The sequence below is a fragment of the Mannheimia haemolytica genome (assembly GCF_004342115.1).
Classification (GTDB): domain Bacteria; phylum Pseudomonadota; class Gammaproteobacteria; order Enterobacterales; family Pasteurellaceae; genus Mannheimia; species Mannheimia haemolytica.
Genome location: NZ_SMAC01000028.1, coordinates 17,070 through 31,622 on the forward strand (window position 1 = coordinate 17,070; position 14,553 = coordinate 31,622).

24 protein-coding genes are annotated in these 14,553 nt (G+C 42.5%); all 24 read right to left on the bottom strand.

The features are described from left to right. Positions 1-9: 9 nt before the first annotated feature. Positions 10-666 carry a hypothetical protein gene (locus EDC41_RS10410; RefSeq protein ID WP_006252746.1) on the bottom strand — a complete coding sequence of 219 codons (657 nt, stop codon included), beginning with the start codon at positions 664-666 and terminating at the stop codon, positions 10-12. Positions 667-670: 4 nt separating this feature from the next. Then, positions 671-1,015, bottom strand: a complete 345-nt coding sequence (locus EDC41_RS10415; protein WP_032844558.1) for a DUF3168 domain-containing protein — start codon at positions 1,013-1,015, stop codon at positions 671-673. Further along, a complete protein-coding gene (locus tag EDC41_RS10420; protein WP_006252747.1) occupies positions 1,012-1,488 on the bottom strand; it encodes an HK97-gp10 family putative phage morphogenesis protein in 477 nt (158 codons plus the stop codon). The genes EDC41_RS10415 and EDC41_RS10420 overlap by 4 nt, the downstream gene beginning before the upstream one ends. Next, the gene (locus EDC41_RS10425; protein WP_006252748.1) at positions 1,469-1,804 is read right to left on the bottom strand and encodes a phage head closure protein; all 336 of its coding nucleotides are present in this window, start codon (positions 1,802-1,804) and stop codon (positions 1,469-1,471) included. The genes EDC41_RS10420 and EDC41_RS10425 overlap by 20 nt, the downstream gene beginning before the upstream one ends. Positions 1,805-1,845: 41 nt before the next feature. Further along, positions 1,846-2,166 carry a head-tail connector protein gene (locus EDC41_RS10430; RefSeq protein ID WP_006252749.1) on the bottom strand — a complete coding sequence of 107 codons (321 nt, stop codon included), beginning with the start codon at positions 2,164-2,166 and terminating at the stop codon, positions 1,846-1,848. 52 nt (positions 2,167-2,218) lie between these two features. After that, positions 2,219-3,427 (bottom strand): phage major capsid protein, encoded by a 1,209-nt coding sequence (locus EDC41_RS10435; protein WP_006251696.1) that lies wholly within the window; start codon positions 3,425-3,427, stop codon positions 2,219-2,221. Between the two features lie 66 nt (positions 3,428-3,493). Beyond that, positions 3,494-4,093, bottom strand: a complete 600-nt coding sequence (locus EDC41_RS10440) for an HK97 family phage prohead protease (protein WP_006251697.1) — start codon at positions 4,091-4,093, stop codon at positions 3,494-3,496. Then, a complete protein-coding gene (locus EDC41_RS10445; protein WP_006251698.1) occupies positions 4,086-5,303 on the bottom strand; it encodes a phage portal protein in 1,218 nt (405 codons plus the stop codon). The genes EDC41_RS10440 and EDC41_RS10445 overlap by 8 nt, the downstream gene beginning before the upstream one ends. Next, a complete protein-coding gene (locus EDC41_RS13575; protein WP_032844560.1) occupies positions 5,300-5,452 on the bottom strand; it encodes a hypothetical protein in 153 nt (50 codons plus the stop codon). The genes EDC41_RS10445 and EDC41_RS13575 overlap by 4 nt, the downstream gene beginning before the upstream one ends. After that, positions 5,449-7,152 (bottom strand): terminase large subunit, encoded by a 1,704-nt coding sequence (locus EDC41_RS10450; protein WP_006251699.1) that lies wholly within the window; start codon positions 7,150-7,152, stop codon positions 5,449-5,451. The genes EDC41_RS13575 and EDC41_RS10450 overlap by 4 nt, the downstream gene beginning before the upstream one ends. Further along, complete coding sequence (locus EDC41_RS10455; protein WP_006252750.1) at positions 7,149-7,634, bottom strand: phage terminase small subunit P27 family; 486 nt, start codon at positions 7,632-7,634, stop codon at positions 7,149-7,151. The genes EDC41_RS10450 and EDC41_RS10455 overlap by 4 nt, the downstream gene beginning before the upstream one ends. A gap of 110 nt (positions 7,635-7,744) precedes the next feature. Next, the gene (locus EDC41_RS10460) at positions 7,745-8,095 is read right to left on the bottom strand and encodes an HNH endonuclease (protein ID WP_006251701.1); all 351 of its coding nucleotides are present in this window, start codon (positions 8,093-8,095) and stop codon (positions 7,745-7,747) included. Between the two features lie 6 nt (positions 8,096-8,101). Continuing rightward, the gene (locus tag EDC41_RS10465; RefSeq protein ID WP_115262490.1) at positions 8,102-8,497 is read right to left on the bottom strand and encodes a hypothetical protein; all 396 of its coding nucleotides are present in this window, start codon (positions 8,495-8,497) and stop codon (positions 8,102-8,104) included. A gap of 135 nt (positions 8,498-8,632) precedes the next feature. Next, positions 8,633-8,866 (bottom strand): Rz1-like lysis system protein LysC, encoded by a 234-nt coding sequence (lysC, locus tag EDC41_RS10470; protein ID WP_080549948.1) that lies wholly within the window; start codon positions 8,864-8,866, stop codon positions 8,633-8,635. Next, entirely contained in the window at positions 8,811-9,161 is a 351-nt protein-coding gene (locus EDC41_RS10475) for a DUF2570 domain-containing protein (protein ID WP_032844563.1), read from the bottom strand. Before EDC41_RS10475 ends, lysC begins: the two co-directional genes overlap by 56 nt. Beyond that, positions 9,134-9,703 carry a lysozyme gene (locus tag EDC41_RS10480; protein WP_006251704.1) on the bottom strand — a complete coding sequence of 190 codons (570 nt, stop codon included), beginning with the start codon at positions 9,701-9,703 and terminating at the stop codon, positions 9,134-9,136. The genes EDC41_RS10475 and EDC41_RS10480 overlap by 28 nt, the downstream gene beginning before the upstream one ends. Further along, complete coding sequence (locus EDC41_RS10485) at positions 9,696-9,941, bottom strand: hypothetical protein (RefSeq protein ID WP_172459172.1); 246 nt, start codon at positions 9,939-9,941, stop codon at positions 9,696-9,698. The genes EDC41_RS10480 and EDC41_RS10485 overlap by 8 nt, the downstream gene beginning before the upstream one ends. Positions 9,942-10,273: 332 nt before the next feature. Beyond that, on the bottom strand, positions 10,274-10,960 hold the full coding sequence (locus EDC41_RS10490; RefSeq protein ID WP_115262491.1) for a P22AR C-terminal domain-containing protein: 687 nt from the start codon (positions 10,958-10,960) through the stop codon (positions 10,274-10,276). A gap of 266 nt (positions 10,961-11,226) precedes the next feature. Beyond that, positions 11,227-12,372, bottom strand: coding sequence for a type I restriction endonuclease (locus tag EDC41_RS10500; protein ID WP_115262492.1), 1,146 nt, complete (start codon positions 12,370-12,372; stop codon positions 11,227-11,229). A 79-nt stretch (positions 12,373-12,451) separates the two neighbouring features. Next, positions 12,452-12,811, bottom strand: a complete 360-nt coding sequence (locus EDC41_RS10505) for an antiterminator Q family protein (RefSeq protein ID WP_015484169.1) — start codon at positions 12,809-12,811, stop codon at positions 12,452-12,454. Beyond that, entirely contained in the window at positions 12,801-13,160 is a 360-nt protein-coding gene (locus EDC41_RS10510) for a RusA family crossover junction endodeoxyribonuclease (RefSeq protein WP_115262493.1), read from the bottom strand. Before EDC41_RS10510 ends, EDC41_RS10505 begins: the two co-directional genes overlap by 11 nt. Then, on the bottom strand, positions 13,153-14,181 hold the full coding sequence (locus EDC41_RS10515; RefSeq protein ID WP_115262494.1) for a DUF968 domain-containing protein: 1,029 nt from the start codon (positions 14,179-14,181) through the stop codon (positions 13,153-13,155). Before EDC41_RS10515 ends, EDC41_RS10510 begins: the two co-directional genes overlap by 8 nt. Then, the gene (locus tag EDC41_RS14035) at positions 14,181-14,306 is read right to left on the bottom strand and encodes a hypothetical protein (protein WP_006247796.1); all 126 of its coding nucleotides are present in this window, start codon (positions 14,304-14,306) and stop codon (positions 14,181-14,183) included. Before EDC41_RS14035 ends, EDC41_RS10515 begins: the two co-directional genes overlap by 1 nt. 1 nt (position 14,307) lies before the next feature. Then, a partial coding sequence (locus EDC41_RS10520; protein WP_243642645.1) for a phage N-6-adenine-methyltransferase occupies positions 14,308-14,553 on the bottom strand: 246 nt, incomplete at its 5' end.

Sequence of the window (14,553 nt, forward strand, 5' to 3'; positions counted from 1 at the left end):
CGGGCAAAATTATGCAATTACAGGTAAATGATAATCACGTTTTGATTTTTTAATCGTAACGCCTGATTCAAATTTACCTTTTACTTCACCGCTCCAGTTCGGGCTAGTTTGAATGAAACCTGTGCCATATAAAGAACCTTGTTTGTTTTTTAATACCATCATCCAAGGGAACGTTTCTTTTGCGAAGAATTTCTTGCGAAGATCTGACTGCATTGCCGTAGCCGGCGCATAAAAGAATGTAAGTTTAATTGAACCATATTCAATTTCACCTGCTTCGGTTTCTGTTCCTTCTGAACACATTGTCGTCACATCTTCTTCGCCTAATGTATCGCCATCGCCTTCAATGTTTTTGATCGCACAGAAGTTTGATGACCATTTCACAACTGCTACTTTTGCTGCTGCGAAATCCGTTGGTCTATCTTGTGATGTCCAATCTACCTCATCAGCAAATGTTAAGACATCTGAAGCAACAGACTTAACAGGATAAAAGCCATCAAGTGAACCTAAGCCGGTGATTTTGACAAAATCGCCTACTTTAGCACCGTGACCAGCGGCGGTAATTGTTGCATTAGGTGTTACCGTACAAGCAGTAATGGCTTTTTCTTGGGTTAAGCCAGTACCAATATAAAATTTTGTTCCCTGAAATGGGGTGGTTTGTGTTGCCATATGGTTATTCTCCGTAAGCAATTTGATAAGTCATCACCCGACGATGTAGTTTAGTGTCGGGTTCGTAATCGCTGAAATCATTCACACGCTCAGCAAAATCAAAGTTTTCTGTTAGGGCAGTAAAAATTGGTTTACGCAAAGCGAAGATGTCATCAGGATTGGGGCTGTAAATGTCAATCTGTACTGTAAAATCATCAAGATCGCCATCTTCTAAAGCAGAATTTGGTGTAATAGTTGGGAATTGATAGACAATTACAGGATATTCCCGATTAGTTTCAGGAATCACTTCATAAAAACAACGCCCTGAAACCAGTGATTTCAGGGCAGAGTAGAGTTCATTTTGAATCAAGAAGCCTCCTTGTGAATTTCGGTGCGGAGCGTATCGGTAATAGCTTTCGCCGCTTGCTGTTTGCTTTGTTCAAAAGCCGGTCGCATAAATGGCTTTGCTCCCATTTTGCTTGTGCCGAACTCTACAAACCGCCAGTAATACGGATCGTTAGGATTGTAAGCCCCACCTCTTCCACTTTTCCCTTTGAAACGGCTAATTTGTTTGTCGGTCAATTTCTTAACCCAAACGATTGTTTCTGTTTTGCCGTTTTTAATTTTGGTTCGGGCGGTAATCGCTTTTTTCAATGTGCCTTTTTTACGATGCGGTACGTTTTCTTGCAATACAGGAGCTTTGGCTCGGGCGGTATTTCGCACTATCGCACCACCTTGTCGCATTGCTTTGACTGCAATCCGATTTGAGGCTTTTTTGCCTAACGATTGCATTTTTTGACCAAGTTCTTTTAAGCCTTCAATCTTAACGTGGAGTGTTGCCATTGGTTAGTTCCTTACAATGCAGTAATAGACTTCGATCAAGTTCCCGCCAGTTCTGGATTGTCACAATCTCAAATAGGCGGTTACCAAATTTCACTCGCATTGTGTGATCAAGGTTCGGCAAGTAACGTAGCCAAATTTGCATCGTAGCCTCACTGTGAATTTGGTTTGCCGAGTTAAGTTCTCGCCCCGAAATCGGTTTAACTTCCGCCCAAGCGGTGTGTAAATCGTGCCATTCGGCAACGACTGCACCATATTCGCTTGGGCGGTTGCGTTGCGTTTGGATAATAATCCGATGACGAAGTTTGCCGATGTTCATACCTTTCCTTATGTAAATTTTTAGGAAAATTTGACCGCTTGTTAGAGCGTGATGAATTTATAGGGTTGAATAATAATCTCGACTGTTGGCGGAATCGCAAAATTCGGTGAGTTATTCGCTTCATTCCAGCCGCTGCGGTTTTCGTACAAGTATGCCGTGAGCATTAATACCGCCATTTTGAGATCTGCCGTCAGAAGCAAGGCATTTGCCGGTGGTTCTTCGGGTAGTTCATCAAAAAGTTGGCGATTAGTCAGATTTTCTACCGTTTTTCGGGCTGAAAGCAGGTAGCCATTGAGCAAATCATCTTCCAAGTCGTGTTCGATACGGCATTGTTGTTTGACTTCTTCTAGGGTAATGTTCATTGCTTTACCTTATAGAAACAGGGAGAATAGTCTTTCTCCCTGCGTAGAGCGATTAGCCTTTACCGGCTAATGATTTTATTGCTGCGGTATCTTCAAGCACACAGTCGAAACGGTGGAATGCCAAGAAACCGACCTGATCAAACTCTGCGTAGCGTTCCACTAAACGGCGTAATGTCATACCCGAGACCCGTCGGATAATGAAACGACTAAAATCACCGAAGTAAGCAAATTTCGCACCGGCAGCAATGTCTGCGATGCCTTGGTCGATAACATATTGCTGACCTAAAATAGTTGCCGGTGCAACACCTGCAATATCAGGCAACCATAATGGGCGTTTTTGACCGTCCACCATTTCTTTTAATGCCTTCAATGTGTTGTCGTTAAACGCAAGACGAGTCGTGTCTAAATTTCGATATGCTGGATCAACTGAGTGAATTAAAGCATTTAAATCTGTCCACGCTACCGCAGTTGCAGCTGCTGCTTGAGTTACACCGGTCACGGCAGCCTGTAAACCTTTCGGTTGTGCCGGTGTACCTAAACCTGTGCCTTGGATTAGATATTTTGCTTCCGCACGACCGATACGTTGAGCGATGCGGCTTGCTAAAAACGCTTCAATATCTACACCGGAATCTTGTAGTAATTCATTCGATACACGGATAATTTTGGAAGAAAGTTTTTTCGCACCCAATTCAGCAGAACCAAATTCCACATCTTGTTCGGTCGCAGCTACGTTTTCACCGATTAATTCACCTTCTTCTGCTGTGCCGTCTGCGGTTGCCCACATAATCGGATGACCATCTGCCGTATTAAGAATTTGAGCTACGCTTGCAATACCGCCATAGGCTTTCATTTTTTCCACAATACGAGCCTGCATTTCTTTTGGCACGGTGTAGCCACCTTTGTTATCAGTACCCGCTGCCTGAGCTCGAAGTTCAGCCATTACCTGCTTTTCTTCTTGAGTTAATTCGCTTAAGCCACGGCGTAGGAATGAATCAAATGCTTGTGAGCGTTTTGCTTCTACATCTAACACAGGATCTTTAACTTGCTCTTCACGTTTTTCTTCTACAAAGAGGGCATCGGTAGAACGTAGCGATTCTTCACGCTCAATTTGTGCCTCTACGCCACCCAGTTCGTGTTTCATTGCGTCCCACTTAGTGCGTTGTTCGTCCGTCCACGTTTTTTCGCCGATTTCGTCATTTAATTGACGCATTTGAACCGCAATATTGCGGCGTTTTTCTTGTAGCTCGTGTAATTTAGCCATTTTTATTTCCTCTTAAATGAAAAAAGCCACAAGAATGTGGCTCGTATTGATAAAATTTGTGTTGGTTTAAGCACTGATTAGACTTAAAAACCGCTCTCGTGCGGCTTTTTGTGAAACGGCTTTTGCGATTGCTCCTGAATTTCTTGCTTCTTTCCACGCTTCAAGGGAGCGTGCCGTGCTGCTGGCTTCTTGGTAAGCCGGATAAGTTACCGGACTGACATCATACAGACGTGAAATTTTGTGGATTTCCCGAATAATGACACCATCTTCATTTTCGTACCAATCATCACCGTTACGAGCGATACGAAACGCAAAGGACGATTGAGTAATGTCGCCCCGTTTTAGTGGGGCGATCACTAAATCACGAATGGTTGGCGTATCAGGGGCGATGATGTCGTATTTTAAGCCTGTTTCATCAACAGAAAGGCTTAATGTACCGGCTTTACTGCGACCTAGAATAAAATTCGGATCGTGATTGAATAAACCTCTTACATCGTCTTCAAGGACATCATCAAAGGCTCCCGGCATAATGATTTCACGGAAACCCCACATTACTTCTGATTTTGAGTTGAATACCGAGCCGTAGCCGATGATATGCGTTGGTTCATTTTCTCGATTTTCAGCTCGTACTTCGCCAGCGTAGGAGCGTTTTTCAATATCACTCATTGCTGTTCTCCTGTTGTTGATTGTGTTGAGATTGTTGGGCTGCATTCACGCTGACTAACATTTCGTCTAAGCCCTCGACTGGGTTCATATCTTCCAGTTGTCGAGCTTCGTTGCGAGACATCCAGCCATCGGTGATGGCGTTGTGGTAGAAAGTGGCTCGCTCAGCTGCTGTGCCACGCATAATGCCGGCAAGGTTAAATTTGACGAAGTAGCCTGCTTTGCGTTCTGCTTCGGTAAAAATTTTACGATTAAGCTCTTGTTCCCAATTTACCACCCACGGCATTACGCTATAGCGGATAAATTGAATGGTTTGCTCGGAAATGTTGGAGAAAGTGGCTTTTTCCAAATCATTGATCATATGAGCAGGTACGTTGAAAATACCGGCAATTTCCGAGCGGTTGAGTTTCATCATCGATAATAATTCGGTATCGACCGGTGAAATTGTTAGGGCTTTATAATCAAGTTCTGCCGGGAGTAAAATGGTTTTGTTTTCTTCGCTACGGAGTTTATTTTGAGCCTCTTGCCACATTGACTTAAAATTAGCCCAAGAACTGCTATTGATAGGTGTTTTTACCGATAAAATCCCTGCCGGTCGTGCGTTGCCGCCAAAAAATCCGCTGGCAAATTTGCGAGCATCTAGCCCTAGACCAATGGTTTCAGCGTGGGTTTGAATAACGGATTTGCCGGTTTTGATCGATGGCCCAAGTGATTTAATGTGAATCATATCATCGGGCGAAATGCTCAATGTTTTGTCGTCATCATAATAGCCGTAAACGTAACGACCGCCATTTTTCAGTAGCTGAACTTTCCACGGTTCAAGTGATTCGAGAGACTGCACCTTGCCATTTTTATTCCGCAGAATGTGAATGTACGCATTACCATACAGTAGCACTGCACTTTGGGCATATTCACGCAATTTGTATGAGGTTTGCCAAAAATTCGGGCTGTCGTGCAGTAAGTAATAAGTTGTGTGATCTCGAGCGGTTTCTACTTTATCGCCGCTTTTGCGTTTAACGTGTAGCGGTAATTGAGCAATAGAGCTGGAAAGAACATATACGCAAGCATAAACCGCTGCGAGTTTCATTGCTAACTCAGGGCTGACAGCTTTTGTTGGTTGCGTGCCGAATAATTCTTCATACGCATTTTCTGCACTTAAGGGGACAGCGGGGTTTTCCAGTGAACGAGTGGTAAAAAGTTTGTCAAAAATCACCGCTTACCTCCCGCACTAATAAGGGCATAGAGCAGCAGGAGTGTTCCGCCAGCCATACAAGCAATAGCCTGTCCATATTGGAGGTACACGCCATAACAAAGCATTGAAAATCCGCCAATACCGATAATATCTGTTAGGAGCGTTTTCATAATTCTAATACCTCATTAGGGAAAAAATTATCGTCCACATTCAACATAATGCGACCGATTGCCATCATTAGGGCGACAGCTCCGTCGATTTTGTTTTCGGGGATTTCTTTAATCGGGCGAACCACATCATCATTACCCGGTACGGTTTTACCGACAACGTTACCGATACACCACGTCATAATCGGGTTGCCGTCGTGATGGAAACGTCCGCTTTCGATAGCAGCCTCCAACTCTTTCATCGGGTCGGAGAGGTTGGTGTAGTTTTGGGTAATGGTTATCGGGTTTAATCCTTCGTCCGCCAAATTATGGCTGATCGCTATTGCTCCGTGAGGGTCAATCGCCACACAAGACACTCTGTGTTGGTGGTTAGTTTCTTTAATGACTTCTTCGATTTCTCGATAATCCACTTCTGCACCGTCCGTTGCAGTTAAATGCCCGCTGTTTACCCATTTTTGATACTTATCTACCACACGTTTTAAGGCCGTGTCGGTGTTGTAAACCGTATCCTCCGGCACAAAAAATTCAGGAGCAATGCAGTAGTAATGACGTTTGCCATCTATCATTCGACTGAATACTTTAACGAGCGAGTTCATATCGAGTTTGCGAGCCATATCTAGCCCTAAATAAACCTCGTCATCTTGGAAATCATTGAGGCTAAGGCTTTCATCTTTGCAGTTTTCCCAACTAACCATATTGAAGAAGCTCTCTTTTGCTGATACCCATACGTTCAGGTGCTTGGTTTTGAAAGTGTTGGTGAGCCGTGCGTTGTTGATCGCTTTGTTTTGTTGGCTAATCAGATAATCACCATAAACCGATACATCAAAATTGGGGTTCGCTTTGCGGAGTACGCTTTCGTCCGTCCAGTCATCATCTTCATCTATGGTGTATATGATGCCGAATAGTTCGTCATTTGGGATTGCTCCGTTAAGTTTTTCAATCACTTCACGGCGTTTGTCGTAACACGGCCCTTCAATGTTGTAACCTGCAGTAGTGATGATGAACATTAACGGCTGTTTTCTTGCTCCCATACCGGTGAGCATTGTGGTGTAGAGTTCATCGTTTTTGTGTTCGTGGTATTCGTCCACAATCGCACAACTTGGCGAAGCACCATCACCCGGTGAGCCGATAAGCGGTTCAAAGCGTGAACCGTCACTTGGACGGTTTAGATTAGAAGCATTTACTTCAATGCCGAAGGTTGAGCAAAGTAGATCGGTTTTCTTACACATTAGGCGTGCCGGGCGGAAAACTTCCCACGCTTGTTTTTCGGTAGTCGCACCTGAATAGACTTCGGCTCCAAATTCGTTGTCCATACAAAACATATACAAGCCGACACCGGCGGAAATTGCTGATTTACCATTTTTTCTTGGCACTTCCACATAAATTTCACGGTAGCGGCGAAGGTTGTTAGATTTTCGTAACCAGCCAAAGGCATTGGCTACGATGAACAGTTGCCACGGTTCAAGTGTGATGTTCTGCCGTTTTAATGCCCATTCGCCTTTGGTGTGCGGTAGATATTGAATGAACTTGCAAGCTTTTTCTGCTTTATCTTCCGCAAAATAATAGGGAAATTCGACCGCTTGTTGGCGTTCAAGATCATCAAGATATTGTTGGCAGGTTTTTACGATGAATCGACAGACAGGAATTTTGCCTGTAACAACATCTTTGGCGTATTTAGTCGCTTTTTTGATATTGTCCGTCATTGTAATAACTCCGCAAATGGGTTGATGTTTTGTTCGTCTGCTTTGCCAGTTAGACGTTGGCGGCTGCTGGGGTCAAGTCCAAGCAGAGATCCAAATGTTGTCATCTGTTTTAGAGCCTCATTCAGTACAGTAAAGGCAGGGTTTTTGGAGAGTCCACCATTGCTGTTTTCAACAAATGTGCCGTATTTATCAATGTCTTTACAGGCTGAATTTCGGTTCTGGTAAGCGATGCAATAGTTGGCTACAACCTCAAGATCCGTTTGAAACAGCACACCTTGAGGCAATAATTCTTTCAAAAGAAAAGCCCACATTCGCTGACCATCTTCATTAAGTTGGGGCGGTGGTGGGCTGTGTTCATTAAATGGGCTAAACTCAGGTTCATTCTGATTTAGCTTTCGTTTTCCGGGGTTGCCTCGACGTTCTTTCACTTTGGTCGGGGTGGGTTTTCGCCCTCGCCCCGGCGTAGTGGCTTTTCCTGTCATTTGGCGTGTACCCTAAATTTTTAATTTTGCGGTTGTAAAAATTGAGTTCAGGGGGCGGTTTCCAAGAGCGTTCGCCCTAGCGATTTTCCTCCCCCCTCCTTGCCAAATTTTTACGCTAACCGTTCTCGTGCGGTTTTCGTTTTATGGCACGAGTAGCACAAACTTTGTAGATTGGATAAATCATCATTACCACCGTGTGCTTTGGCAATGATATGATCCACAGCTGAGGCTGATACATACAAACCTCGCTGCAAACAGGCTTGGCACAAATGCTTATCACGCTCTAATACGATTGCTCTTAGCTTTCGCCACTGTGAGCCGTAGCCACGTTGCGATGATGTTTTACCTTGCTGATGTCGCTGCCAACCATAAGACTTGTGCGTATCACAATAACCACTTGGATCAGTGGTTGTATGTTTGCAGCCTTGCTTGCGACAGGCTTTGGGGATTCTAGCTGGCATAATAAGTTATCGATAACGTTTAGCTTTTACTTTACTTAGCGTAGTGCCTGTATCAGTAAGCACTTCCGCATAATCTGTCTTATAAATGAAAATAGATTGCAGTTCGCCAACCGCGTTATCATCTGGAATTAATACCACCGCAACAGGATCGCCACTTACATTATCTGAACGTACTGTAGTTGCAATCTGCTCAGGGCAAACTTCTTCTTGTCCATCTTCATCGGCATACACAGCAGGTAAGTGAAGAACAGTTTCAAACGGTTTACCTTTATCTTCATCGCGTAAACCTTTCTTGGCTTGCTCGATTGCTGTTTGATACGCCTCTGAATCAGCGTATGCGATGGTCGCCTGTTTAACTTGCGATAACACCACTGCCGAACCCAATTTCAATTTAATAATCATAAGTAATCCTTTTGTTAATAGAACACATTGCTTAGTTATGATCTTGATACAATCAAAAGCATAACTAAGTAATGTAACGCAAATGAAAAGGGAGCTGTTCAGCTCCCATTCTCATTAGCGGTTTAATCCACCAAGTCATTTAAAACCTTGTTTGGTTTGTGCTTGCCATTCTCTAATACGGTCGATTTGATTAGCACACAAGTCACGCTCTCCCATTACTTTGATGAGATACTCGACCGTATCGCCGTAGGTTTTACCGCTAAACTCTGTCCGCTCGCACGGTACTAGGTATGCTGCTGGCGGATATAAATACTCAGTGCTTGTGATTGTTTTGCTGGTGCAGCCGCTTAATACTATCAGCCACGCCATTAGGCAAATCAGTTTTAGCACAACTGTCTTGGGCGAGAATTGACTTAATCTCATTTTGAACAATCTCCACTTTATTTCGCAGCTCATTTGCAATTTTTTGGCTTTTTTCGACCGCTTGTCGCTCTTGCTCGAGCGTATCAGCAAGCCGTTGATTGACTTTTTGTTGCTGTTCGATAGTTTGGGCTTGTATGTGGTTCTCGGCTCTTAAGCTATCTATAATCTGAGACTGACCCCATAACCATACACACAAGCCCAAAATCACAATGGCTATCGTGCCACTAATCCAGTTAAGCATAATGCTTTCTCCTTTTCACGGCGGATAACCAATCCGTTCAACACCTTACCACTGGCACGAATAAAGTCAGGTAGTCGATGACACATCTCCTCAAATTGTTTATTCACTGCGAGTTTATGGATGGTAGTCTGCACATATTGACCTTGTTTATTCCGATAAAATCTCATGTTATAACAACCCATATTAAATACAGCGGACGTCATTCCCGAAAATTGATTATCGTTCATGTCTTTACCATTAAAATGACGATTGACACAACTCTCCGCAATCTTCAAACCTTTTGCCCAACGGTCAGCAATTTCTTTATCCGAATAAAGATGGTATGGGTTAATCTTATCACCACTAAACTCCGTTGAGCCAATGCCAACCGTGATTACATCGGCAGGGCATTTATACGGATCACGTCTGCAACCCTCAGCATTACCGATAATCTCTAATCCAGCTTGGTTAGTGCGGATTTCGGGATGTTGATATTGGACTAATGCAATAATGGCAGCGATACCACAAACGATACCACTGCCATATTTAAGGCTTTTACTCATCACTTAGCCCCTTTCTCAATCTTGCCATTTTCGCTTGATGAAGCTCTTCCGCCCGTTCATCTTCACGCTTACGCCGTTTACCATCTTCACAACGCTGATACAAATTCGCACAAGCTGTAACAATACCAATAGCTAGGCTTAATATCATTAAGTTTTGCTGATCGCTTAACCAAGCAATAAAACCACCAAAGCTAGACCAAATATAGCTTTGCGTCCCCATATCTTTCATATATTTCATACTCCACCTCATTTTTGAGGCAATAAAAAAGCCCCGACTGGAAAACCAATCAGGGCTATAAAAATAGTGTTGCGTAATGCACTTGCACTAATCGCAAGGATTACATAAACGATACACTTTCAGGTGAACCTTGTCAATCTTTTTTGACCACTTGAGCACTACCGCCACAATAATGTCCATCGCAATCACTACTTAAATCTAACGCATACGCACCAACAAAGCATAAACCGACTAAAATATATTTCAACATACAGCACCTCGCCCAAATTTCATGTGTAGAAATCCACCGCTTGATGTTTCACAAGCGGTCAGTTTGAGTTAATTTTTTGCAATTAGAATGTTGGCTGTTTGAATGTTGGGTCAAAGCTTCGAATATGTTTCAGCACTCGCCAGTTGCTGTCGTAGTCATATTGGAAATCTTTGGTTAGTCGATTGATCACTTTGTGGGCATTTCTAGCGGTTGTTGCATATTCAAAACCTTGCCCATAAATATTGCCCGACATATTTGAACCTAATTTTTCAAATGCCGAATAAATATGGCGGAATGTGTGAATACCACGAATGAATGCGAACCACGCCCAAGCGAGATCGAGCAATTCATCTTCGGTAAATTCAAAGGTGTATTTCTTTGGTGGTGGAGCAAGCGGTGCGATTTGCTGATTATTTTGCGAATATTGCCCAGTCTTGCGAATTTGCGGTAACACTTCGGCTGTAACCCATTTTCTGAAACGATGTGGCACTGAACCTTTTTTCACGGCTTCACGACAACGGAGGATTAAGGTGTACATTCCGCTTTCGCTGATGATGTTCATTTCCTGCTGTCCGCCAAGGGTGTTACTTAAAGTTACACCCTTTTCATCATCGTCTAATGCTAGTAGAGCTTTACGATTATTATCAATACCGATAGCATCACATACATCTTTTGCAACGAACCAAGGTTCGCCATTTACTGCGATTACACGGATTGCTGAATTTTCAAAATTGAATGTAGAAAGTTGAGTAGAAGTTTGATTAGTCATCGCTTTATTTCCTTTTGAGAGAAATCCCGATAAATCGGGCGGTCGAGAGCTCAAAACTCGTAAAGCATCGAGCGGAGTTATTTCCTTGCGGTATTGTATTCCTCGCACTCTCGACCATTGTAAAAAATTGTTATTTTTTGACCGCTTGTAAATTGCAGATACAAAAAAATCACGCTGACGGGGTGAATTACCGTGCTTTATAAGGCTTTTGAGACCTTGAAAACATCATAATAAAAAAGCCCCTTGGCTGTCAAGGGGCGATATGGTTATTTCTTTCTTGAGAAATTTTCATCATTTTGACAATATTCTAAACAATCTCGAATTAAGCCACTGATTCTTAGAATATTTTCAGGCCTGTTAATTATAATGTTGTTACCATTGACTTCCAAACCAGCTCGTTGGATTTCTGCCTGGTGGATATCAAGTAGCTCTAATGGTACATTGATACACGGTTGCTGTTTATTATCGAAATATCTCAAAATCCAACGATTAGATTTACCTTGATATAAAACACTAAAATAACTTTCAGTGTCTTTTGCGACTAATTCCGTATTCTCGCCAAGAATTAATACAACATAATCAAACAGCAATCGTTCCGTATATGTAGTAACAATCTTGCTATTTGTTGCATCAATAATTGGAGCTTTTTCGTCAATTTCAGTATTCTCTGTTTCTTTTGGCTCAGGCCCTTGAACTTGGCTTGAAAGTCCAGATACAACCATTGCACTAACCGCTTTCTCTACGGCTTGTTTCACAATCGGTGTTATCGAATCAATAAAACGTTGATTTAATTGTCTACCTACATTAGAGCGACCAGCAACATATCTTACAAATTCTTGATCGACTTCTTTTAAGCTTTCACTAATTGTTTTTGTAAATGCGGATAAATAGACACTTTCTTCGGCTAATGTTCGCAAAGCTTCGGGTTGGAAACGGTCGTGGCAAAATTGGCTTAATTGATTTATTTTGGAATCATCTACATTTTCAAAGTTAATTCTTAAGAATGGAGCTTCATCCATTATGTTTTTATCTTTTAAATCAGTAAAAAAACGCCATTCTCTTCCGTTAGTGACGGCTGCAACTGTTACCTCTGGAGTTGCATTAAAATATCTGGATAACTGCGGAGAATGATTTGTTAAATTTTCATTATACGATTTTGCCTCAATGAACATAACAGGGACATCGTGACAAAATAGAGCATAATCAACTCGTTCACCATTTTTAGCTCCTGGAAAATCAGCACCATATTCAGCTCGTACTTTAGTTGGATCATATGGGTTAAATCCTAGAATATCTAATAATGGAAGAATTAAAGCCTGTTTAGTTGTTTCTTCAGTGGTGCAATGTGAACCTACTTTAATAACGTGTTGAATGTGAGATAACACTCTTTCTTTGAATATATTTTGGCTCATTTTCAAAATCTCCATAGGTAAAAGGAGCTTATACTCTATCGTATTTATTAGAATGAAACCGTGATGTAGATCACATTATTTAAACTACCAACGCCAATTTCAACCCAACTACCACACCCAGCACATACATTTCCGCCTGTGCCAATTCTCGTTTAAAGGTGGAGTGACTGATACCTAATACTTTTTCGATTTGTGTATCAGATACCCTTGCTGCATACCGACCAATCAGCACCTCATATTGTTGAGGCTCTTGCTCTTTAAGTTGCTTGATACAACGGTCAATTTCAAAAATGGATTCGTCAGTTAAACGTAATATGCGGTGGTTGCTTGCCGATACAGCGGGTTTCATACCTGCTGCCACACAGGGAAATTCCGTGCCGAGTCTGCCGTTGGCGGAATAACCCCAAAACCGTAAAATACCTTTAATATCAATTAACATCTAGCCTCTCCTTAATCCTTACAATTACCGCACCGCCTTTTTGATTGCCCTTGTCCTCAAATGTCAGCTTTTTGACATAGTGCCGGGAGTCATCAACAATGACTTTGCTATATACCAACGAATCTAAAATACATTTGCCTAAGTTATCCAAATCCCGATCTCGGTTGTCGGGGAAGTAAACATCACACTCAATTTCAACCTGTCCGATAAATGAGGGTTTCTCTCGGCTTGCAACAAATGTTGCCCATTGATAATCTTTGCCTCGTTTACACACCACTCGTCTTGTTTTGCTTACCCACCGCCAATAGTCGTTTACGCTTGGCGGATAGGGCAGCACTAATTCAACCATCAATTTCTAACGCCCCCAAACCTATCGCTCGGTCTAAAAACTTAATCAACAACTCTAATTGCGAGCCGTAATCTTGCTCAAATTTACCCACATTGCGATGCAATTCATCGTGATGAATACGGCATAGGGCCAGAGTGAATAAATCGTGCTGTTTACTGCCCATTGCTCCGCCATAGCCGATAATATGATGTGGGTCGTCTGCTTGTTGTCCGCAACACATACAAGGTTGTGCTTTTACAAACTGCAACCACTTCCGCCACTCGAACCGCTGTAATTTCGGTTTTGCCATAAATGCCGCCAACGGCTCCGGCTCGACTTTCAGTTTTAACTTTTCAGCCCATTTTTTGAGGTTGGCTCGAGCATTCGGCACATCATCAAAGCCGATATTACTTTCTTTGCTCACACCGCTATTATTCAGTGGTGGATAGCCGAGAAACTGCTGTAATGCGTTGCTGTCTAATTCATCAAGCAAACCTTTGATACTCGCAAACAACACTAAGTCCGCAAATTCAATGACGGTAGCTTGTGTCTTGCGTAAGGTTAAGCGGATTTGTTGGGCGATAAATTTTTCCCAGTTTTCATCCGCCAATGCTTCTAATTTTTCATTGGGGATTTCACCGTCCATTCGCATTTTGTCGTGATGCCAACATAACTGTACTGCACCATTCTCAATATTTGCGATTACTCTTTCTGGGTGACAGTATTTACCATCTCGGCATTGGCACGTCTGAATTGACTTTACAAACCGCATATACGGCAAATCATTACTATATTTGTCACGCTGATTTAACGTTGAACGAACTTTTGCCGATTTAGCAAACTCTGCCAACTCTTTACAAGCGGTCGAATTTGCCGAAAAATGTGCAACCTTGCCTGATTTAACCGTCGCTAAATCGGTCGGTGCAGGTTGCAACAAAGTCCGCTCACCGAAAGCAGCAGGAGATATATCTTTAGGCACTTTGTAAAACACAATACCCACTTCGGTTTGAAAGTAAGGGGTAAGTAGCAAACCTTCCGCCATTATTGCCCCCATTTCTCGGTTTCATCATAGGCTTTCACGAATAGCATAAATACGCCAATACAGATTAAAAAAATCAGTACGCCAATCACTGCACCAATACCAATAAATAGTTCCCAATAATCCATTTTATTTACCCCATTCCTTGATTTTATTAAGTGGCATTTGACGAGTAACCAATCCCTCTATGAACGGATCAAACACAACAATCATCGAGCCTTTATTATTGCCCTGAGCCGGTTTACCTGTTACTGGGTTAATAAATTGTAGTCGTCCTGTACGCCAAGTGCCTTTTTCATCGTGATAGCCTATGATGTCTATAACCTCATTAGCGTGTTGCTGGATAATGGTGTACCATTCTGTAGTCTTATCCGC